The organism is Chitinophaga tropicalis, from assembly GCF_009758205.1.
GTDB classification, from domain to species: domain Bacteria; phylum Bacteroidota; class Bacteroidia; order Chitinophagales; family Chitinophagaceae; genus Chitinophaga; species Chitinophaga tropicalis.
Genome location: NZ_WRXN01000007.1, coordinates 184,567 through 207,251 on the forward strand (window position 1 = coordinate 184,567; position 22,685 = coordinate 207,251).

The following is a 22,685-nucleotide window of genomic DNA, read 5'->3' on the forward strand; positions in this document are numbered from 1 at the left end:
TTTATTGAATATTAAAGCTGGCATTAGCACGTTCAATAGCTGTAAATGATATCCACGTGTCGAATAATGCAATATTGGCCTGAAGCTGTGCATCTATCCATTGGTTCTGGGCGTCTAACAGCTCAATGTAAATAGCCATTCCTTCTTTATATAGTTTTGTCATATCACTATAATAAGTCTGGCTTGTTTTTAATTGTGACTGAGCCGCCTGATATCGGGCGATTGCGCTTTGCATATTAGCCTGCCTGACTTTAAGCTCGGTAAGTAATTGCTGTTGTACGTAATCGGTCTGGGAGGTTATTGCTTGTTTATCTGCAATTGTCTGTTTGATCCGGTAAGTATTTTTTCCAAAGGAGAACAGGTTCCATTCCAGTGAAATTCCCCAAAAGTAATAGCGGCTATTTTGATTGAACTTCCAGTCAAAGGCCTGGGAACCCAGGTCCAGGTAAGTGCCGATCTTAGGAATAAGATAAGATCTTGCCAGCCCGTTCAGATTTTCGTTGATGTCTTTTGAGATCTTAAGTTTTGACAACTCTTCCCGGCTGCTAACATCATTATTCTGTCGTTGATCCTGCGTTGGTAGCGTTACAATCTCATCGGCCAAAATGCTGTCTGTTAATGGCCGGTTGAGAAGAAAGTTAAAATAATACCGGGCAGATTCTTCTGTTTTTCTTGCTGTGGTAAGAGAGGCGTTGATCTTCGATACCTCGTTCCGGCTACGGATGACGGCTGTCCGGTTTATTTTGGCATTCTCAAAAAGCTTTGTGTTGGTACGTTCCCCTTCTTCGACCAGTTGAAGGAAAGATTGATAGATCTTTACAGCATTTGTAGCCTTCAGGTAGTTGTAATATGCTGTTTTAACTTCCTTGACCAGTTCCCGTTTGTAAAGCAGGATTTCTGCTTTTTGCAGATCCACCTGTTGTGACCTGATCTTTTTGTTGTAGATAAGCTCTGCATTCAGGACAGGCAGGGTGGTGCGGAATCTGGCATCGTAGAAATTATCGGGATTGATCTGTACGTGCTGGTTCTGAAGTTGCGGGAATGAGTTGCTTCCGGTCAGCTGGTTCAGTGTGGCATAGGCCCCGTTTAAAAGGTCGCCCGCAGGAAAATCTATGGTACGTCCACCATCGGCCTTTGTATAAGTGGTAGAAAAGGTAATGTTGGGCAAGAACATAGTTTTGGCCTCGTTCAGCACATACATGTTCTTTTGTAAGAGGAAGGCCTGTTGTTTAATACTCTGGTTTGACTCAATTCCCTGCTGAATGTACTGGTCCAACCTGCTTTGAGCCCTGACCTGGCTGGTGGTGAAAATCTGTATGCCCAGTACCAGGGCTAACCAGTAATAATTCGTCGATTTTTGGAAAATATTGTTCACTGTTATATTTTTAAACACTGTTCAATAAATAGTTAAAAAAAACTACCCTTTTTCGAGTAGTGTTACAAAGCACTCGTAACCGTTCTTCATCAGCTCATCGTCTGTTTTGTTCACAAAATTCACAGTGCGGTCCTTGCAGAATAAGGCACAAATGCCATGAATAGCAGAAAGCAGCATGAATGCAAAATATTCAGCATCCATATCTTTAAACCTGCCTTTTCCCTGGCATTCTTTGACCAGGTCCAGGAGATGATTGATGGCTTCCTGTGCAATCTGAAAACCGCCTGCCTGGGGAGCTTTGACAGGTTCTTCCACAATAAACATAAGGTTATAATAATCCTTATTTTCCTGTGCAAACTGAATAAATACACGCCCAACGGCTTTCAACCGTTCAAAGGGATCGGCAACTTTATCCAATACTTTTAGCTGGCTAAGCAACAGTCTAAACCCTTCCTTGTGAAGCTCATGAAAGATCTCACTTTTGTCTTTAAAGTGAAAATAAATAATGCCGGCGCTGTAATTTATCTCGCTGGCAATGTTTCGCATGCTGGTTTGTTCATATCCTTTCTCAAGGAATATCTTGCGTGCACCGTTCAGAATGCGTTTGTGCATTTCCAACTTTTCCTTTTGTTTTCGTTCAGCTATGCTCATATAAGTAATAATACGTAAAAATATGAAATCGGGCGGTTGAGTGTCCTGGATTGCTGAAAGTTCGGCACTAATGTGACATTCCCGGACTGATCTGGCCCATGATACTCACCGCAGATTTCCGGCTTAGAAATTTAAAGCCCCAAAGCATCAGTCTGTTTTTCAGGCCCTGTACTACCCTGGGCTTTTGCCTTTTGTGCAATGCTTTAACCAATTCATCAGCTACATCTACTACAGAGGAAATTACAAATTTTGGGAAATCGGTTGATTGCCGGCCTGCATTTGAATGAAAATCTGAATCTGCCGCACCCGGATTGAAACCCATTACAAAAACGCCTTTGTGCTTAAACTCGTACCACAAAGATTCTGAAAAATTAGCCACAAAGCTTTTAGTTCCTGCATAAACGGCCCCTCCTGGCAGAGAAGAATGGGCGAGCAGTGAGCCGATATTTACAAGCGCACTTCCTGATGACGCCTTCTCTAAGAAGCTATAAGAGAGGGTTACTAAAGCATCCATGTTTAGTTGCATCGTATTCAACTGATCTTCAAGGGGAAGCCCGATAAACTGACCATAAAGACCTGCGCCCGCATTGTTGATAAGTACGTCATATTTGTTGGTGGCCAGATGGTCTGCCACCTTTTTCAGATCTTCTTTTTTTGTCAGATCGGCTACAAAAATGCTGTGACCATTACTATTCAAGCCCGCTAAAGCTTTATTAAGCTTGTCCTCATTACGGGCAACGAGGGTAAGCTGATAGTTTTGAGCGGCCAGGCGCCTGGCTACTTCAAACCCTATTCCTCCACTGGCGCCTGTGATTAATGCTTTTTTCATTGTTTAACTGTTTAATGTGATTTCAGAGTCAAAGTTATTGAACACTGTTCAATAAACAAAATATTTTTGGTTCTTTCAGATTATATGGGGTGATCCTGCCTGTAAATTGGAAGTAATATTGGGAAAGATTATAGTTTTATTTTCAGGTCAAATTCCTTTTTGAGCGCTAAACATCATAACAAACTGAATATCAATACAAAATACTATTCTAATCGAACATACCGCACAAAAGACAAAAGGGATATGAACTGAAAATCAATTATTTACAAAAATAAGGCTATCTCTCTTCGATGACCTTTTCAGTTTTTTCCTGGTTCTTCGAAATACGAAATCCGGGTTGTGGACCTGGAAGATACGTTCCATTAAAGTGGGATCTTATTTAGATCACTGTGTAATATTATGGACATTAGTTACATTTGCGGATTCGCTTTCAAAAGAAAAATTGTATGAGCCGTTATAATGAATATCTTAAGGAAATTGAAGAAAGAAAAAGCCAGGAACTTCATCCTAAGCCGATTGATAGTGCCGAATTACTGAGTGAAATCATCGCGCAAATCAGAGATCTCGAAAATGCACACAGGAAAGATTCTCTTAATTTCTTCATTTATAATGTGTTACCAGGAACTACAAGTGCCGCTGGTGTAAAAGCTAAGTTTTTAAAGGAAATCATTCTTGGTAAAGCCATAGTGAAAGAAATCACACCTGCTTTTGCTTTTGAGTTATTATCTCACATGAAGGGTGGTCCTTCGATCGAAGTGTTGCTGGACCTGGCTCTGGGTGATGATATCTCTATTGCGAAAGAAGCTGCAAAAGTTCTTAAAACGCAGGTTTTCCTCTATGATGCTGACACAGACCGCCTGAAAGATGCATTCAAAAACGGAAATGAAATAGCTAAAGAGATAATTGAAAGTTACGCACAGGCTGAGTTTTTCACAAAACTACCCGAAGTGCCTGAAGAAATTAAGGTAGTAACTTTTATTGCCGGTGAGGGCGATATTTCGACTGACCTGCTTTCTCCTGGTAACCAGGCGCATTCCAGATCAGACCGTGAATTGCATGGTAAATGCATGATCACTCCCCAGGCACAAGCCGAAATCAGGAAGCTGCAGGCGCAACATCCTGATAAGAGCGTGATGCTGATTGCTGATAAAGGCACTATGGGCGTAGGTTCATCAAGAATGTCCGGTGTAAATAACGTGGCGCTCTGGACGGGCAAACAGGCAAGTCCCTATGTTCCATTTGTTAATATTGCCCCCATTGTAGGTGGCACAAACGGAATTTCTCCCATTTTCCTCACCACTGTTGACGTTACCGGCGGCATTGGTATTGACCTCAAAAACTGGGTGAAAAAAGTGGATGCAAATGGTAAGCTTATCCGCAATGAACATGGTGAACATATCCTGGAGGAAGTATACTCTGTTGCTACCGGCACCGTTCTTACGATCAACACAAAGAAGAAAAAACTTTATAATGGTGACAAGGAACTGATTGACATTTCCAAGGCCCTCACGCCTCAGAAAATGGAATTTATCAGGGCCGGCGGATCTTATGCTATCGTATTCGGTAAAAAGATCCAGACTATAGCGGCTAAGCTCCTTAACATTGATATTCCCCCTGTATTTGCCCTGCCAAAAGAAATTTCTCATGAGAACCAGGGCCTGACAGCAGTAGAAAAAATCTTTAACAGAAATGCTGTTGGCACTACTCCGGGTAAAGTATTACACGCTGGTTCAGATGTTCGTGTAGAAGTGAACATCGTAGGTTCCCAGGATACGACCGGCCTGATGACGGCCCAGGAACTGGAATCTATGGCAGCGACTGTGATTTCGCCCATTGTAGACGGCGCCTACCAATCAGGCTGTCACACCGCCTCAGTATGGGATAAGAAAGCGCAGGCAAATATTCCAAAACTCATGAAGTTCATGAATGAATTTGGACTTATCACTGCCCGTGACCCGAAAGGCGAATATCATTCCATGACAGATGTAATTCACAAGGTACTTAATGATATTACAGTGGATGAGTGGGCCATCATCATTGGTGGTGATTCTCACACAAGAATGTCCAAAGGTGTTGCTTTTGGCGCTGACTCAGGTACCGTTGCGCTGGCATTGGCTACAGGTGAAGCATCCATGCCAATTCCGGAATCAGTGAAAGTAACCTTCAAAGGAGAAATGAAGGATCACATGGACTTCCGCGATGTAGTACATGCAACGCAGGCACAGATGCTGCAGAAATTTGCCGGAGAGAATGTTTTCCAGGGCAGAGTCATTGAAGTGCACATCGGCACCCTTCCTGCGGACCAGGCATTTACCTTTACAGACTGGACGGCAGAGATGAAAGCAAAAGCTTCCATCTGTATTTCTGAAGATGACACCCTGATAGAATCACTGGAAATTGCGAAAGGCAGGATCCAGATCATGATAGACAAGGGCATGGAAAACAGCAGGCAAGTTCTTCAGGGGTTGATCAACAAAGCTGATAAAAGGATCGCTGAGATTAAGTCAGGCGAAAAACCTGCTTTAAAACCAGATGCGAATGCTAAGTATTATGCTGAAGTAGTAATTGACCTGGATGTGATCGTTGAGCCAATGATTGCAGACCCTGATGTTAACAATGACGACGTTGCCAAGCGATATACTCACGATACGATCCGTGCGCTTTCCTACTATGGCGGCGAGAAAAAAGTGGATCTTGGTTTCGTTGGTTCCTGCATGGTGCATAAAGGCGATCTGAAAATCGTTTCCCAGATGCTCAGGAACCTGGAACAACAGAATGGTAAAGTTGAGTTCCGCGCACCACTTGTAGTGGCAGCACCAACTTACAATATCATTGATGAACTCCAGGTAGAAGGTGATTGGGAGATATTGCAGAAGTACTCTGGTTTTGAATTCAATGATAACGCTCCGAAAAACGTTGCACGTACCGAATATGAAAATATGATGTATCTCGAGCGTCCGGGTTGTAACCTTTGCATGGGTAACCAGGAAAAAGCAGCTAAAGGAGATACCGTCATGGCAACTTCTACCCGTCTTTTCCAGGGAAGAGTTGTTGAAGATTCTGATCGTAAAAAAGGAGAGTCTCTTCTTGCATCTACACCAGTAGTTGTTCTTTCTGCCATCCTTGGAAGAATTCCTAATATGGATGAATATAGAGCTGCAGTAACAGGTATAGATCTGACTAAGTTCGCACCTCCTCTTAAGAACTTAACTTCAAACGCAGTTCGTAAAGACAGTCTTTCTTACTAATGGTTTAAACCAACATACAACATTTCAAAAAGCATTTACCCTACTCCCCGGAGTAGGGTAAATGCTGTAATAGAGAATCCCGAAAACCTTTCAATATGAAATCACAATTTTTAGCTTCCTGCTTCGCCATTATTTTAGCATTCTCTGGCTCATACTGCCAGGGCCAGAGTAAGGCCGCCAATGATAGTGCGGCGATCATGCTAAAGCAGTTTTATACCAGTTACATTACCGGAAGTGAAGAATCGCTCAGCGAAAAGGAACTCAATCTGATCAGAAAGCAATATTGCACCCCAAAGATCCTGAACAGGATAGCCAAAGATGAGGAACTGGATTCCGATCCATTTGTGAATGCACAGGATACGAATATGGACTGGCTGAGGACGCTGGTTATAAGTAAGGACCCTCAAAAGGCTAATGTTTATATTGTTTCTTATCTGGACACTTATTCACAAAAGAGAACCATTATTAAATTGCTTGTAGTAAAGAAAGGGCAGGCTTATAAGATAGATGATATTTTGACGTATTGAGATGAAAGAGTGGGTTGGAAAAGCGCCTTTATTGGAGATAAATAATTTACTTATACCACGACATCAAAGGCGGTTTTTTCTATAAGGAACATAAAAGTAGAGAGTGTAACTTGAATTATAAAAGCGTGTTTTCAGTTTGTCAAGTGCTCCTTGACAATTGAAAACACTTTTTTGCTGAGCTACTTTTTGCTACCACAATTTTGAACTATCCGGAAATTCCGGATAGTTACCGCTTCTATCACATAGAGCAATACAAGACAAAAGGTAATTCTTTACAATTTCGGAATCGGATTCCGAAATTGTAATACACACCACACTTACCCAGGGCAGATACAAAAGAATCAAAATATCAACTTCCTGGCATATACTCCCATAACTACATAGATATTCTGTTGGAAATATCTATAGAAACGGACGAACGAAATTTTGTCAAATTATCAAATAACCGATGCTAGCGAAGCGGACTGTCTCATTTCGAATCACCCCTAATCAATACCTGTTGCAAGATTCCCCAATGATTACTTTTTATACAAAAACCAGTAACTTGCTAAGCTCTGGGATAATAACCACCAATTTGACAAACAGACGCAGAGCAAATTACTGAACGTTTTGAGTCTACATATTTCCCGATAACCAAACGACAAAAATATACTATCTGCGTTTAACAATAAACGTTGTTTAACTTTTCCACGGATGACAAAAAGCAGTTACCTACGTAAAAAACATTTAGGCGGGGCAATAAATCAGAGAGGTAATGATTACGAGATTAGTTTTGCCTGTTTGAAAATCATGCGGCTTATTAGCCAATTTCAACTGCACTTAAGCAGCATCACAATATCCAGCCAGGGCAACGGCTATGTCGATGATTTTTGGGTACAAAACCAGGTACCTGGCGAGCCAACTGAAACCTGTTATCAACTAAAGACTTCTCAAAAACTTAGTTGGGGCGAACGCATTAATCGGGGAACATTATCTTTTGATTTTCATAAACAAAAAGACAATCTAACCAAAAAGGGTATCAAATTCCGATTGGAGTTGGTCGTTTCTGAAAGAAAGATCTTTAAGCTGATGAGAAATACTCTACCAAAAACTTTGAACAAGATATGTACTATATTTCACTTCCCATGGAACGGGACAATTAACAACCAGGTTTTATATTGCAGTTCTTTCAGAAAAGCGGCCCAGGAACTTTGCGCTTTACCAGACACCGATAAACTACAGGCGCTGGTTAATATATTTGTTGGTGCATGGGTGAGTAGCGGCAAACGTGATGTTTCTTTGAAGAGCCTCTTTGATAAGGTCAAATCTATTGGTGGTTTGGCTTATCTGAGGTCTCCTGTCCCGCTAACATTATCACTCCAGGTAATGGAAATTCTTGATGCCATTCCAAACTTCAGATATCAAATCTTCCATGGCTATTTAGTATATTTTTACGGTGTTACTGACTCTGGATCCATTCCCCATATGATTAATTCTACCGAATTTCGTAATATTGAAAATGAGATTATTGCGAAACGACCGGTTACATTTGCCGATCTTGAAACTATAATCCTTTAATAATGCGCCAATTAAGCCAATACGCACAAAATTCAAATGAAATAAAATCACTATTGGATAGTCTTGTGGACCAGCGTACACAATCGCAGGATTACGCTAAGGCGTTTTATGAATTAGGAGGCGCACTATCAGACGTTATTCAAAACAGTAACTCTTTCTCCAGCGAAACCAGAGTCACATTAGCCTGTTCATCTGAAGATGCAGACTGGCTATCCAAAGGTATTTTAGACCATTTAGAGCAGCATGTTGCCAGCATAAATCTGGCTGTATTCTGGAATATACGGTCCAATGCTTTCCAAAATAGTGAACTGGCGGTTGCTCCAATAATTAAAACATACATCGAATCACTTGAGAATGTAGACGTTCTGATTATATGTAAGTCAATAATTAATACCTCTTGTGTTGTTAGAACAAACCTGACGTACTTAATTGAAAGAATTACTCCTAAAAGAATATTTATTGCGTCACCTGTCCTCTTTGAGAATGCCATTCATAGCCTTGAGAATGAGTTCCCAAAGTTTATCAGTGATAAGTTCGAGTTCTTCTATTTTGCAGAAGATGATGAGGTGACAGCCACAGGCGAGGTTATTCCTGGGATTGGTGGTTCTGTATATCATCGGCTGGGATTGGAAGACGGAATAAAAAAAAATAAGTATATACCAATGATTGTGAAGGAAAGAAGGGAGGCTAATCAGCCAGGCTAATTTGTGTTAATCCTTAGCTTGGTAGAACATCTTCACAGCTCATACGAAGGCTTGCACAACTTTCTTTCTGAAGGAGGAAAAGAAATAATCAAAAACGAATCTTTTCAAGAGATCTACAAGCTAATAGGGTACTTACGTAACATTTTACATTAATCGGTTTAAATGGCTATTTTCGGAAAAACTATCAGGTTATTTTTAGTAGATGCAACAACAAATGGTTTAATTACTGCTGAGTTAAGTAACTGGACGGGTATTGGTGTTAGGTACTCCCTGTCTGGTGGCACGCTGTCCGGAGAATTTTTATCTTCGCCCATTAGGTGAGTTTTTGTGTAGTAACTCAAACTTAACCTATTTGGGTGGTTCTTCGGGGCCGCCCTTTTTTAAATCCCGATTTTTAGTCGGACAACAATAATTTTAATCTTCAAAAAATCATAGAGTAGACTGAAATTTTAGAATTTGTTGCTTAAAATTTCACCTTTGCGGTGAGAGCAGAGTCAGAAGTTCAGGGTAAAAAGAAGCCTGTAAGTCAGTCACTTACAGGCCGTTATCTTTTGTGGAGCTGAGGGGAACCTAATTGAACACCTTGTTCCTTTAATGCATTTATTTTGCAACATACTGAATCAACCTGGAACCTAAAAATCTAAACCACAAAATAACTGAGCCTAATCCCTGCCTGCGCATTAGGGGGTGAACCCGAGCCACGCGACACGATCCTATACCCAAAATTTAGCTACATTTGCTCGCTTTAAAAGGCTAACCTCGAGTCGCGGGGCCTTCCGGCGAACCACCAAAACAATAATCTGATGCGAGATTACAAACTTCTTGGGTCGGCAGACCTCCAAACAATTACCGACCCCAATGCCAAGTTGGCGCTGGCGCAACGAATAGGAAAAACGACTTTATGGCAGCATTTTAGCTTAGCCATGAGTAAAATTCACAGAGAAAGCGAAAATAATACCGACATCGATACGGCAATTGCAGAATGGTACCATGGCCAGCAGCTTGGTGACTACACCCAACAGCCAGGTTATAACCGAATAGCGCCACTCGTTGATGCCCTTCGGCAACAAAATCCTCAAATAGATCATCGGTTAATATCAACCGAAGCACTTTTAAGGTTATTTACCTGGGTACGAGAAAACGAAGTGAGCATACCAGACGCCGGCACGTCTGTTTTTCCTGACCTCATGGACGATCTGCTTTCTTTAACCATGCTATTCAATGATGAAGTCAATGCCAATGAGCAAATTGCGAATACGAGTGCGGAAGCACCTAACGACACCCTTAAACCATACCGAAAATTGCTGGCCGGTTCGTTTCCCTGTGATGACCTTGAAAAAGCCAATGTGGCCGATCTAGCTTTTTCCCAGTTCGCCAAATCCATTAAAGTGTTGGATTTTATGGAAAATACTCCAAAGTACCAGGTACTTCACCGTAAGTTACTGGCTGACTTTGGTTGTACTACAAATGTAGAACTGGTACAAGCTATCGGCGGGATAATAATCAATGCTATAAGAATTAAAAAAGGCTACACTACTATAACAATCGAGCAAAATGCAGATTTTGAAGCCAATGTGGCCCTTTTTGAAAAGCTGACAATCCAGACTATTACCGGCCCCAACCCTTACGGCGATGATTTCCGTGGCTTAAGAGGCACCCCGATTTACAAAATTGCGGAAGGCGAATACAGAAGTATCTCTGATCCCTTTTTAGTAAACGTTATGTATTCCGGGCTAATGTTCTATTGCAGCCGCCTTTGTAGAGCAGATCCCACGCTGCTCAATGGGAACCGAGATTTCCCACCCCAAATCAGGATGGATTTTTCAGAAAAAGTGCTGGTCGCAGATATGTGTGCATCCTTATTTGACAAGGCAGGTGACATACGCCAGGATGGAGGCCAGCTTGATGCAATTTTTGAACATGATGGCCAGGCGGCGCCTGACTATTACACGGCACGGGGTAATGGGGTATTTCTTTTCGAGTCCAAAGAAGTGCTGATGAGCGGCGAAAATAAACTGTCGTATGATTTTACCATTATAGACGGGCAACTGAAGCGTGACGGCCATATTGAAAAAGGTACAAAGCAGCTTGCTAAAAACACGCTTCGTGTACTGCAGAACAGGCTCCCCCTTCCCGCCGGCATGAACCCCTATACAGTCGATGTGTACCCGGTGCTGATAGTACACAGCCCCCTATACAGCTCACAAGGAATGAACTTTTGGGCAAATAGGTGGTTTGATGATCGCATGCAGTTGATTCGAGATGTACCGGCAAACGCCGGCATCGACATTAGCCGGGTAAAGCCACTAACTATCATAGAGATAGACACCTTGTTACTCTACGAAGAACGGTTTAAAAGCGCCAATTTTGATTTGCGCGAAGAAATTAACCGCTACCATGCTCAGGTGGCTATGCGTGCCGTACCAGCTGCCCCCTCTCGGGCTGTAAAACACGCCACTGAGCAAATTTCCTTTGCTGAATATATCCGTATACGTGCCGCTGAACTAGGGATAATGCCAGATATGGAAAAGCTACTCCGTCATTTAAGAAATTTTGGCATCAACTAATAATAAAACACGCCACAGCCTAATATTGTGGCGTGCTTCGTATATGCGTAATCGAAACGATATGTGTATTTCCTGGAGTCTCAATACATATACAGCGAAATTTCTAAGCATTCCTATGCAACATAATACAGCGACCTTACCCTCTTAAAACCAAACTCGTTCCCGTAGCGTCTTGGTAAAACGATAATAGCAGATTTCCGTCATTTGAGGTGCGTCACAGACAGTTTCCTTCCAATCTGTCTGTTGTTGTCAGGCAGAAACTGACACTTTTACAGTGTCGTGTCATACTACCAGACCTCTGGGTCTTTAGTTATAAATAAGCGGAAAACCTAGTGCTAAATCGTTTTTTAACGTTTTACAAACATATTTGTGTGATTTGAATGCTTATTCAAATAGCTGAATATCAAGCAGAATGGATTCTTCAAATTTTCTTAGATTGAAAATGCGTAAAAACTACACTTTCATGACAAAAGAGCTGCCACCAACCCGTTGGCATACACCTTGCGTTTCCCATGCAGTTCTTTTAACGAAAAAGAGGCAGCAAGACTCTTTGTCCAGCTGCCCCGAAAAACGAACGTGAGAAGGATTGCCGTCCCGGCTCCGCAGAGCCGAACCTCTGTTAGTTTTTTAAATGATGTGCGAAAGTAAGCGTAAGCGCGAAGAAATCAAATCTGTTTTTTTAAGCGGATCTGCCCACTTCAGGTTAAACAACACTCCAGCCTTCACTTTTAGAGATTAGAGAACCAGCCGCTTTAAACAATGATGAAAATCATAGTGGCTGCATTATGCCCTGCTGGCAGGGATTGTTTAACTAAAAAAAATTAAATGAATCAAGTAACGCACTTCCCCGTGGGCAACGGGGACACCTCGCTGATCCAAACTACGGATAGCGCCTACACCACTAACATCATCGTGGACTGTAACATCCGTAACGAGAGCCTGGGTAGTAAGGACCCGGCCATGTATGATGTTAAAGCTCACCTACTGCGGTCACTGAACCGTAAGACGGTTAACGGGATAACCAATGTTCCATATGCCGATGTTTTCATCCTGACCCACGGCGACGAGGATCACGTCCGCGGATTCGAGCAGCATTTCTACCAGGGTGATCCGCGGCTATACAGCCAAAGAAACAAGGATGCCGGCGAAATCATCAACGAAACGATGTGGTTTTCGCCGATGGTCATGGGTAAGGCAAATAACGAAGATGAAAGAGTATTCAACAAGGAAGCCCGCAGGCGCATTAACCTCCACAGGCTAAATAGCCCGGACCGGGACCTGCCTGGTAACCGTATTGCCATCATTGGTTACGACGGCAATGAGAAACTGGACGGGCTGCGCCACTATGTACCCGGTCAGATTGTGAGCCGCTTCAACAACCGGGAGCTGAGTACTTTCTCCATTTTTATCCATTCCCCCTACCAACAGGGCTTAACGGAAGATGAAGTCGATAAGAATGGGGTGAGCATCGTTTTCCAGGCACGGTATAAAATCAACCCGTTTTCGTCCACCTTCTCCGCCTTGTTCATGTTCGCGGGCGATGCCAACCATGAAGCCATTGCCGAAATCCTTGATAAAACGATCAGGCATGGTAATGCAACCAGACACCAGGCTTTGGCTTGGGACGTTCTGGTAGCGCCCCATCATTGTTCCTGGACGTTTTTCAACTTCTGCGAGCAGGAGGACCACCCGATTCCAGAAAAAACTTCCATAGCCTTCCTGCGTCAGCGTCGTACAGAAAACGCTCACGTTATCGCTTCCTGCAAGCCGATATCGCCGTATGATAAAAACCCGCCTCATTATGCTGCTAAAGTTGAATACGTGAAGGTGGTCGGTGAGAAAAACTTTTTCAATCTGGCAACGGCTATCATGCGGGGGCAAACACCCCAGCCCATCATCTACCAGGTCACGGCTGGCGGCCCCATGAAACCAAAGGCTCCCGAAGGCACGGCCAAAGTCGCCGGCGCTGCCGGGCTTTCGACTATCAACTCAATACCAGGTTATGGAGCAGGTCCTGTACAGTGAATGTTTACAGCCCTTTGAAGGTCAACTAACCAACCCCGCCTTGCGGGAGACAATCGACCAGATGAAGGCTTTCGTTGCGGTACCGACGCTTACCCTGCTTAACTGGAGTGACAGCGAAATCGCTGTCCCTCTGGTTTTGGAGGTCGCATTGCCGCCCCTGGGAAACGTTGATGGCGTGGATATCCGCGAAAAAGAGCCTGTGGTGGTCGTTTTCAGTACCAGTGGCTACCCTCGTATCGCCCCAAAGGTGTTTACAGACCGCCTCGACTTTCCAGATTCGGTTTCACCCCACATGTTTCTACGCAACGATGGCAGACCGCCAGGATTCTGTTTAGTGCGTGGTGGGTTGTCCGCCGCCAATGAGTGGTATTCCAACAAGCGCATTAGTGACGTGCTAATCCGGGTGAGCAACTGGTTGCGGGATGCTGCATGCGGTGAGCTGGCTCTGAATGGGGATAGCTTCGATCCGCTTCGGCTCACTTCCTACGAGGGAACTGTTACCTACGACTATGACCAACTTGCAAAGATTGTTCGTCAAAGTTCTTCCTTGTATCTCAATGGCAACTTCGCCCGGTTGCAATTTGAGCTAAAGAATACTAAAGATTCTTTCAATCGTACGCTTATTCAAGTGGTGCCATTGGACAAGTTGGAGGCGGAACAAGCCCACGAAGCTGAAGAAGGAAGGAAAAGTAAGGATGACCCTACCCGGAAGGTGCTGTGCCGGGGATTGCTGATATGGTCAGAAAGTGACACCCCGATTGACCGCTACAACGTGGAACTTCCCAAGGACTGGGATACGTTCAAAAATGAATTCTGCGGCCAGCATCTCATTGATGCGGAAGCCCTGGAGCAGGAGTTATGCCGCCCGCAAAGCGGCTTCTACGTATATGTACCCATCATTGTAGCCATTAAACGCCCTAAAACGGTTTTCGGCTTTTCCGACGCCATTGAATTTATCAATTTCGAGCTGGAGCAAAAGGAGGACCCTGATTACCCTGATCGAATGGACCCTGGCGCCCCGCTATCCTATAGCTCCCATGTACAACCACTGACACCCGCGAAGGCAGCAGCGATTTCCGGATTCAACTACATGCAGGAAAAGGAAACGCTGATAGCTGGAGCAGGAGCGTTAGGCAGCAAAATCGCTCTTCACCTTATCAAATGCGGAGCCAGGTTGCTTATTGCTGACGATGATTGGCTGCTGCCGCATAACCTTGTCCGGCATGGCCTGAATGCCGCGTATACCTTTCACTATAAAGCCAAAGCCATGGCGAGAGAGGCCATCCGGCTGTTTCCCAATGAAACGGTGAGGGTGACACCTTTTGCTGCAAAAGCTGATATCCTTCTGCAAAAGGATCTAGGGGAAGTGTGTTCCCGGATTCTGGATTTTACTGCATCGGGCAGTTTTCAGAACGAACTGATCAAAGCTGATATCGGTGAAGGTATCGAGGTAGCGCGTGGCTACCTTTCTGACACGGGCCAACTAGGCATTTTACTCGTTGAAGGTGCCGGAAGAAATCCGCGCATAGACGATTTACAGGCCCAGCTTTACCATCATGCCATTCAGGACACCCAGGTATCGGCCTGGTTGCGCCGGGAGTCGGAGCTGAATAGTAAGACCGACCTGGTTACTGTGGGCGTAGGTTGCCATTCCGACACCACCGTTCTATCCGATGATATCATTTCTGTGCATGCTGGCATCATGTCCGGTCTGGTGAAAAGTGCCAGCCAGGCACCGCCGTCCAAAGAAGGGATGGTATATCTGAATCAGGTAAGCCAGGAGCCATTCTTTCAATCTGCCACTGCCAGACATACTTTCCTTCCTGTGGATGTAATGGCCTCGCAAAATCCATCGGATTGGGAGATCCGCTTTTCTTCGGGGATTGTGGACCTGCTTAAAGCGCAGATGCGACAAGCGTCCCCTAATGAAACCGGTGGTGTGCTGATAGGCTGCGCCAATTTCAAGACCAAGACGATCCATGTGACGGGGTTGGTGGATGCTCCACCAGACAGCAAGGCCGACCGCTGCTGCTTTTTTAGAGGCAAGGAAGGGCTTGCACAAACGGTTCAGCATATCACCGAGGCCACGGGAGGCCAAATTGGCTACATCGGAGAATGGCATAGCCACCCGAAAGGCCCGGACGCCATGAGCGGTACGGATACCGAAACAGTCACTCGCTTCAAGAAAACCTACCAGCAGGAAGTTACGCCCTTGCCGGTATTTTTGCTCATCGTAACACCGCGTGCGGTGCTACCATTTGTTTTTTAAAAATGATTACTCAGCAGTTTATAGACGGCTATTCCAGAAAAACGCGGTTAATTCCAGCGGCCCTGGTACTGGTGCCAGCCTTGTTGATGGCGTTAATTTATGGCATCGATGGATCAGCAGCTGCTCCGCTGCTGTATTCCACCAGCGGAATTTTTGTAATAACAATGCTGCTTACGCAAATTGGGCGGCACTCCGGTAAAAAGAAGGAACCGGCGCTGTGGGCGCATTGGGGTGGACCACCTTCTACGCAGCTGCTCAGGTGGCGCAATAACACCCACTCCACCCACATCAAGCAACGTTATCACACCCGGCTGCAACTACTTTTCCCTGTGGCGCATCCACCGGATGCAGCATTTGAAGCCCAATATCCAGCGCAGGCAGATGAAGTATACGATTTGTGGTGCCATTTCTTGCGTATGCAGGCTAGGGAGGACACCAAGAAGTTTAGGCTTGTGTTTATTGAGAATGTTAATTACGGCCTCTGTCGCAATCTATGGGGACTAAAGCCAATTGCAATTTTCTCGATAATCTTCCTGGGTGCTATCAACTATGGCTTTAACAGGTACTGGAACGTGGTAGCCGATCCGTTTTTTTACGGGGAACATTTTTGGATTACAACGGGGATGCTTGCGACGGTGCTTATTGGGTGGATATTTTTTGTCAACAAGAACAGGGTAAAGATACCAGCATTTGCTTATGCCGAGCGGCTAATCGAAAGTATAAATATCTTGCCTGTCCCCAATAACGCAGGTGTGGCCTGACCATTAAGCCAACATTTCAGCATAAACAATTGACCGTGTATCCAACGAACCAAAGGCCCCAGTACAATTGTACTGGGGCCTTTGGTTCGTTGAGATCATAACCTTATCACGCATAACTCCGAATGACTGCATCCATGCCGTTTACGGCGCCGCATCAATAAGAATTAATAAACCGTATTGAGTAATAATACTTTAGAAACAGTCCGAAGCCCCTCAGAAAATTTTCAAGCAGATGGCCGAAATTAGGTAATAAAAATCATTACCATGAAATCAGCCCATTTATACTGTCGGGTAAGCACCGATGAACAAAAACGAAAAGGCCATTCTCTTATAGAGCAAGAAGATCGCCTTATTAAGCACTGTGAAAACAATAACATCCTAATCAAAGGAATATACCGCGAAGATTATTCCGCAAAAGACTTTAATCGTCCTGAATGGAAAAGGCTCATAAAAAAGATTCCGGGTAGAGCGGTTCGTTACCTCCCCGCTCCCCCACAGTCCCGTGCGAGCAGCTTTCCTGCACACGGTTCCTCTATTTACGGTTTCGCTAGTTGATAGCTGTGATAGATTCTTGGTCGTATAAGTGGCATCCACTCTGTAGTCAGCTTCGCAATCTTATTCCATGTCCAGACTCGTTTTCCGCCCCGATGGTTGAGCCATTTATGGAGCAGACGTTTTGTTCCATTGTAATAAGTATGCAGCCTCCTACAGTTGAACGTTATACCGTAGTAAGCATAATGGCCACGCAGCTTTTGGTTCAGCTCTTCGATAAGTTCCCTCATCGGAAGCTTATGTCGGTAACACTTGATCCAGTCGCTTAAGCGTTTCAAAGCCTGGTTCAGTTTCTTACTGCTTGTTTTGCGCTTCAGGATTGGTTTTCCTTTTCGGCTTTTACTCATGTAATGGGTAAAGCCTAAGAAGTCAAACGTTTTAATTGGATGATTTCCACACTTCTTTTCTTCTTCCAGATCAATTAGTCTGGTCTTTTCAGGGTGCAAGGTCAAGCCAAATTTCCCTAATCGCTTCGGCAGTACTTCCATCACCCGTAAAGCATCTTCCCTGTTTGTAAAACCCAACAGAAAGTCATCCGCAAAGCGGATGATAAAGCTGCCTCCTCTCAATAATGGCTGGATTTGCTCTTTGAACCAGGTGTCTAAAACATAGTGAAGATAAACGTTACTAAGTAACGGTGACACCGTACCGCCCTGCGGCGTTCCCTCTGTTGGATAAGTTACTTGTCCATTTTCAAATATGCCGGCCTTTAACCACTTGTCGATCATTTTCCTTATCACGCCATCTTTTATCTTCAGGTCAAGGAACTCCCGCAAACATTGATGATTGATACTCCCAAAGTAGTTTTGCATGTCAGCGTCTATTATATAGCGCATCCGGTTTACGCTCACTTCTCTGGATAATTCCTCCAATGCCTGATGTTGAGATTTCCCCGGTCTAAAACCATACGAACATGCATAGAATAATTCCTCGTAGACTGGTGTCAGGACTCGGGTTACCGACGTCTGGAGTAATTTATCTTCCAGCGTTGGCAAGCCCAGCGGCCGGTATTTGCCATCTCCTTTGGGTATAAGTACTCGTCGGATATGGGGCGCACGATAAACACCGCTCTTAAATGCAGTCAATAATTGAGGTATTCTTTCTTGTCTTTGCTTATTATAGTCGATCCACTTTTCTCCATCTACCCCGCTTGCCCCTTTCTTATTGAGGCTATCGAAGCAGGTATGTAACATTTCAACATTAATAAACTCATGCAGGTTCGTCAAGGCTTCTCCCGGGTATTTCCTTGCTCGTGCCGCTATCTGCATCTCTACTGTTAACACTTCTTTCATGTCTCTGGTACATTTAGTGTTGCTAAGATGCTAGTTCCGTAAACAGACATCCCCCTTCCTTACTCAGTGGCTTTCATAGAGCTGATTTCCCACCTTTCTAACAGTACTATGAGGATGCTAAGACTGCCTTCGTCCTTCTCTTTGCCTTCAATTTCTCTCGGCGTGGATACCTCCCGGTATCACCTTTTCTTAGCGCAATACAAGGTGGTAATACTAACCTTGCATGCCTGGACTCTTTATTGTTCGGTTAGTCCAAAAAACAACCGACATCCGTTCGGAGACGTTAGGCTCTCCTGTGTTCCCGTATCACCCCTGTCTGCCTTTGATATGTTCTCAGACCCCGGTCGAATCGCCCCTGCTCGTCAGGTAACGCAGGTTTGATGTTGCCTTAGCTTTTCGAACAGCTAAAGCTTCAACGTACAGGACAGTTTCGAGGCTCAATAGCATACCTTCAGCAGTCGCTGTCTACGCTTCGTGCCATCATTTCTGATGACTACGCAAGACTCGCTTCCGGTGGTTGACTAGACCTTGTCGGACAGGATTGGGTACCTGTCGGGTAATTTCGAGGTGTTTCATTTATGAATCCCCACCTCACGGACTTTGCACAGCGCAATCGAAAAAATCCTCATAGACCGACCGAAGAAATTCTATTCATAAAATGGGATCGCTTTAGCAGGAACATTGAATACGCTTATCAGATGATAAGAATGTTAAGAGAATTGAATGTTCAGCCTATGGCTATAGATCAACCAATCGATTTAGAGGTGCCAGAAAGCATTGTTATGCTTGCTGTGAATCTATCAATTCCAGAAGCAGAGAACTCGAGAAGGGGAAGGACGACTTCAGATGGGATGAGAAGAGCGAGAAAGCTGGGTCGATGGCCAGGAAGAGCACCTATAGGGTATACTAACCGAATTGATAGCGATGGTAAAAAACACATTATTCCCAAACTACCAGAAGCCGATTATATAAAATGGTCGTTTGAGCAACTGGCTACGGGCGGATTTACAATCAGCCAGGTTAGAAAAATGGTTTGTACAAAAGGGCTACAATGTAGTAAAAACAATTTTTGGAAGCTTATACGCAATCCTTTCTACTGTGGAATTATAAGAATCCCAGCAAATCATCTCGAAGAAATACAATTTGTCGAGGGTATTCATGAACCATTGATTTCACAAAACCTATTCCAGCAGGTTCAACTGATAATTAATAAGGATCGAAACAAAAGGTGCATAAATGACCACTTGAAGTATTTGTTTCCACTGAGAGGATTTCTTTTCTGTCCCTGGTGTGATCGAAAGCTGACGGGGAGCGTATCACATGGAAAGTCATCTAAATACCCATATTATCACTGTACAGGAAATAAATGCAGGGGTAGATTCAGAGCTGAAATGCTAAATAACTCCTATGAAGAAAAGTTAAGAAAGATAAACATTCGACCAGAAGCATACGAGCTGCTTAGTTTTGTGCTGGAAGATGGAAATATTTTTACTTGTCGTAGACAATATACAGATGAGAGAAAAAATATACTGAATGATATTTCGAAGCAAGAACTTCATATTTCAAAGGCAAGAAAATTCTTTTTGGATGAAAAGATAGACTTCGACGATTTCAGTAAGCTAAAAAAAGAATACAACGAAATACTAAAACAGTTAAGTAAACAGCTAAACAGCATTACTCAAAAAATAATCGATTGCGATCTTAAAAACGGCACGTGGCCCGATAAAAATTTTACCATTTTTCAGCCTTACAAAGATCTAGATATAAAAGGAAAACGAGACATCATTAATCTATTCACACCAACCTCTTTTAACACTACGACCTTAAATTTCGATTCATTAAAAATTAATAAGGCCCTATCCCAGATCGTTGAATATCGTGAATAGAATTTGACCGACATCGTTGTTGAGCCAATACTATTAGTCAATTTAATTTAATAGTTCCAATATGAATCAGCTTCCTTGTAAACATTCGAGAGATTTTTCAATCAGAAAAGTTTCAATAGACCAAGCTATAAAACTATTAGGCCAGAATGGAATTCGGGTGACAAAGGAAAACGCCGAAATAATATTAGACTTTCTTTATCTCATTGCAAAGATATACAGGGGGAGAGAGGATAATGCTAATGCGGAGGTTTGAACCTTCATGGGATTTCGAACCCCAAACATTAATCTTTTAAGCAGGTTTTAAACATTTCCATACTATAATGATCCAAGCTTAGGTATGGCAAAATAAAGTTCGAACACCACGCCCTGGTTAAAAACAAGGACTTAATAGACAGAAAATTAACTGCTTACGTAAATAAAAAAGGAAATGATCGAGTTTGACCATTTCCTTAAGTGGAGTCGGCGGGAATCGAACCCGCGTCCAAACATATTCGCCGAAAGCTTTCTACATGTTTATTTGCGCATTGTTTTGTCGGGAATCAGCCAGGGGCACAACTAACCAGCTGAATCCTTATCCGTTGTTGTTTCAGTACTCACTCACAGAAACCATGAGTACCTATTCCGCTAAGTTTTTTGATTAGGCGGCGGCAGTTCTAGCAGACGGGAACTTGCGGCGGCCAAAATGGGTGCACTAATCGCTGATTAGGCAGCCATGGCGTAGTTAGATTCGCCAATTAAAGGTTGTATATTCAGATTAACGTGCTAATTATACAACGCACGACATGCTTACACTTTCAAAGATCTATGCTGTCAAAACCAGGCGACCCCAGTTTGTTCGTAGCCTACAAAGATACGAAGTTTGCAGATATAAACAAAACCTACTACTCCTCTATAGATACTCTATGAATACTCCTACTCAAAGCCTACTATAAAGTATGGATAGTGTATGCATTGCGGGCGCTAAAGTGCACCACATCCCCCCGGCAATTCCGGCAAAAAAGAAAGCTTCCGCCAAAAGCGGAAGCTTCATACTATAAAGAGCTATTATTTACATTATTTTCCTACCAGGCTCCTCCAGATATCCAATCCATTGGCATATATCAGCAAACCGAACAGTATTACCATACCTACTATCTGCGCATACTCCAGGAACTTCTCACTAGGTTTACGGCCGGTTACCATTTCATACAGCAGGAACAGTACGTGACCACCATCCAATGCCGGAATAGGCAGGATGTTCATAAATGCCAGGATGATAGATAACAGCGCTGTCATCTCCCAGAAAGCCATCCAGTCCCAGTAAGAAGGGAACAGCTTACCGATGCTGATAAAACCACCCAGCGATTCACTTGCCTTCACCTCTTTGGAAACAAAGATCAGACGCAGCTGTTGTACATATTTCACCAGGGTATTGATACATTTCAGGAAACCTGCGGGAATGGCTTCAAAGAAAGAATATTTCTTAACCGCAAAGTCAAACACTTTCTCAGGAGATACTCCGCCAATACCTAATTTACCAGTTTCAGGTACATCGGCAGACAACTTAGCAGTATCTCCACCACGTAATACCAGCACATCTACCTTCTTATTTTTATTAGCCTGGAGTGCTTTTACAAACTCATGGTAATAAGAAGCAGGTTGACCGTTTACAGTCAGCATCTTATCCCCTTTCTGCAAACCAGCCTTTTCTGCCGCTGAAGCGGGGAGAATGGTATCTACTGTGAAAGGCATGCGGACCTCTATCAGCGTGCCTTTCTGCTTGATCATCTGGCGGATGAAACCTGCAGGAATGGCAATGTTCACCGGTTTGCCGTCACGCTCTACCTGTATGGAAGTAGCCTCGCGCAGAATGATCTCTGCAGGGACAGCTTTGAAGTTCTCTACCGGCAGATTATTTACAGCAAGGATCTTGTCACCGTCACGCAGACCGATGCTACCAGCCAGGGAATCTACAGCTATACCGTATTTTACATTTTTGGTAGGCAGGTAAGTTTCACCCCAGTGCCATAACATCATAGCATAGATCAGGAAACCAAGGATAAGGTTGACCGTTACCCCTCCTATCATAATGATAAGACGCTGCCAGGCGGGTTTGGAGCGGAACTCCCACGGCTTTGGCGGCTGTGCCATCTGCTCACGGTCCATGCTCTCATCCACCATACCGGATATCTTTACATATCCACCCAATGGCAACCACCCTATTCCGTATTCAGTATCTCCTTTTTTCTTTTTAAACAGGGAAAACCAGGGGTCAAAGAACAGGTAGAATTTCTCTACCCTTGTTTTAAAAAGCTTGGCGGGGACAAAATGCCCGAGCTCATGTAATACTACCAGTATAGATAATGACAGTATTAACTGCCCGGCTTTCACCAATATTTCTTGTGTTGTCATGTAGATGGATCTGACAGTAAATATTATTGTTTATAATCGGCAAATATAGGT

At 43.7% G+C, this 22,685-nt stretch carries 16 protein-coding genes and 1 other RNA gene; 10 read left to right on the top strand and 7 right to left on the bottom strand.

Features of this window, described 5'->3' with window-relative positions; genetic code table 11:
- Window position 1 precedes the first annotated feature (1 nt).
- The 3 genes from GO493_RS17365 to GO493_RS17375 all read right to left on the bottom strand — a co-directional run bounded on the left by GO493_RS17365 (window position 2) and on the right by GO493_RS17375 (window position 2,855).
- Entirely contained in the window at window positions 2–1,375 is a 1,374-nt protein-coding gene (locus GO493_RS17365; protein ID WP_198315746.1) for a TolC family protein, read from the bottom strand.
- A gap of 42 nt (window positions 1,376–1,417) precedes the next feature.
- Window positions 1,418–1,987, bottom strand: a complete 570-nt coding sequence (locus tag GO493_RS17370; protein WP_198315747.1) for a TetR/AcrR family transcriptional regulator — start codon at window positions 1,985–1,987, stop codon at window positions 1,418–1,420.
- A gap of 106 nt (window positions 1,988–2,093) precedes the next feature.
- On the bottom strand, window positions 2,094–2,855 hold the full coding sequence (locus tag GO493_RS17375; RefSeq protein ID WP_157307487.1) for an SDR family NAD(P)-dependent oxidoreductase: 762 nt from the start codon (window positions 2,853–2,855) through the stop codon (window positions 2,094–2,096).
- Window positions 2,856–3,301: 446 nt separating this feature from the next.
- On the opposite strand from GO493_RS17375, the gene GO493_RS17380 reads away from it, so the two are divergent.
- The 4 genes from GO493_RS17380 (at window position 3,302) to GO493_RS17395 (ending at window position 8,891) form a co-directional block, all read left to right on the top strand.
- Window positions 3,302–6,103 carry a bifunctional aconitate hydratase 2/2-methylisocitrate dehydratase gene (locus GO493_RS17380; RefSeq protein ID WP_157307488.1) on the top strand — a complete coding sequence of 934 codons (2,802 nt, stop codon included), beginning with the start codon at window positions 3,302–3,304 and terminating at the stop codon, window positions 6,101–6,103.
- Between the two features lie 95 nt (window positions 6,104–6,198).
- Window positions 6,199–6,630 (top strand): DUF3828 domain-containing protein, encoded by a 432-nt coding sequence (locus tag GO493_RS17385; RefSeq protein ID WP_157307489.1) that lies wholly within the window; start codon window positions 6,199–6,201, stop codon window positions 6,628–6,630.
- Window positions 6,631–7,323: 693 nt separating this feature from the next.
- Window positions 7,324–8,187 carry a hypothetical protein gene (locus GO493_RS17390; protein ID WP_157307490.1) on the top strand — a complete coding sequence of 288 codons (864 nt, stop codon included), beginning with the start codon at window positions 7,324–7,326 and terminating at the stop codon, window positions 8,185–8,187.
- Window positions 8,188–8,189: 2 nt separating this feature from the next.
- Window positions 8,190–8,891 (top strand): hypothetical protein, encoded by a 702-nt coding sequence (locus GO493_RS17395; RefSeq protein ID WP_157307491.1) that lies wholly within the window; start codon window positions 8,190–8,192, stop codon window positions 8,889–8,891.
- Between the two features lie 158 nt (window positions 8,892–9,049).
- Here the strand turns inward: GO493_RS17395 and GO493_RS17400 are convergent, their stop codons facing one another.
- Window positions 9,050–9,205: a hypothetical protein gene (locus GO493_RS17400; RefSeq protein WP_157307492.1), complete on the bottom strand. Its 156-nt coding sequence runs from the start codon at window positions 9,203–9,205 to the stop codon at window positions 9,050–9,052.
- 489 nt (window positions 9,206–9,694) lie between these two features.
- Here GO493_RS17400 and GO493_RS17405 point away from each other — a divergent pair, with 489 nt between their 5' ends.
- The 5 genes from GO493_RS17405 (at window position 9,695) to GO493_RS17425 (ending at window position 17,068) form a co-directional block, all read left to right on the top strand.
- Window positions 9,695–11,458, top strand: a complete 1,764-nt coding sequence (locus tag GO493_RS17405; RefSeq protein ID WP_157307493.1) for a hypothetical protein — start codon at window positions 9,695–9,697, stop codon at window positions 11,456–11,458.
- Window positions 11,459–12,283: 825 nt separating this feature from the next.
- Window positions 12,284–13,483, top strand: coding sequence for a ComEC/Rec2 family competence protein (locus tag GO493_RS17410; RefSeq protein ID WP_157307494.1), 1,200 nt, complete (start codon window positions 12,284–12,286; stop codon window positions 13,481–13,483).
- Window positions 13,461–15,752 (top strand): Mov34/MPN/PAD-1 family protein, encoded by a 2,292-nt coding sequence (locus GO493_RS17415; RefSeq protein ID WP_157307495.1) that lies wholly within the window; start codon window positions 13,461–13,463, stop codon window positions 15,750–15,752. Before GO493_RS17410 ends, GO493_RS17415 begins: the two co-directional genes overlap by 23 nt.
- Window positions 15,753–15,754: 2 nt before the next feature.
- Window positions 15,755–16,513, top strand: a complete 759-nt coding sequence (locus GO493_RS17420; protein WP_157307496.1) for a hypothetical protein — start codon at window positions 15,755–15,757, stop codon at window positions 16,511–16,513.
- Window positions 16,514–16,777: 264 nt separating this feature from the next.
- The gene (locus tag GO493_RS17425) at window positions 16,778–17,068 is read left to right on the top strand and encodes a recombinase family protein (RefSeq protein WP_157307497.1); all 291 of its coding nucleotides are present in this window, start codon (window positions 16,778–16,780) and stop codon (window positions 17,066–17,068) included.
- Here the strand turns inward: GO493_RS17425 and ltrA are convergent.
- Window positions 17,050–18,357, bottom strand: coding sequence for a group II intron reverse transcriptase/maturase (ltrA, locus tag GO493_RS17430; protein ID WP_157307498.1), 1,308 nt, complete (start codon window positions 18,355–18,357; stop codon window positions 17,050–17,052). The two genes, GO493_RS17425 and ltrA, sit on opposite strands and share 19 nt — an antisense overlap.
- Before the next feature lie 578 nt (window positions 18,358–18,935).
- Between ltrA and GO493_RS17435 the strand changes: the two genes are divergently transcribed.
- The gene (locus GO493_RS17435) at window positions 18,936–20,243 is read left to right on the top strand and encodes a recombinase family protein (RefSeq protein ID WP_157307499.1); all 1,308 of its coding nucleotides are present in this window, start codon (window positions 18,936–18,938) and stop codon (window positions 20,241–20,243) included.
- A gap of 451 nt (window positions 20,244–20,694) precedes the next feature.
- Here GO493_RS17435 and ssrA read toward each other — a convergent pair.
- Window positions 20,695–21,071: a transfer-messenger RNA gene (gene ssrA, locus GO493_RS17440) on the bottom strand.
- A 225-nt stretch (window positions 21,072–21,296) separates the two neighbouring features.
- Entirely contained in the window at window positions 21,297–22,634 is a 1,338-nt protein-coding gene (gene rseP, locus GO493_RS17445) for an RIP metalloprotease RseP (protein WP_157307500.1), read from the bottom strand.
- Window positions 22,635–22,685 lie beyond the last annotated feature (51 nt).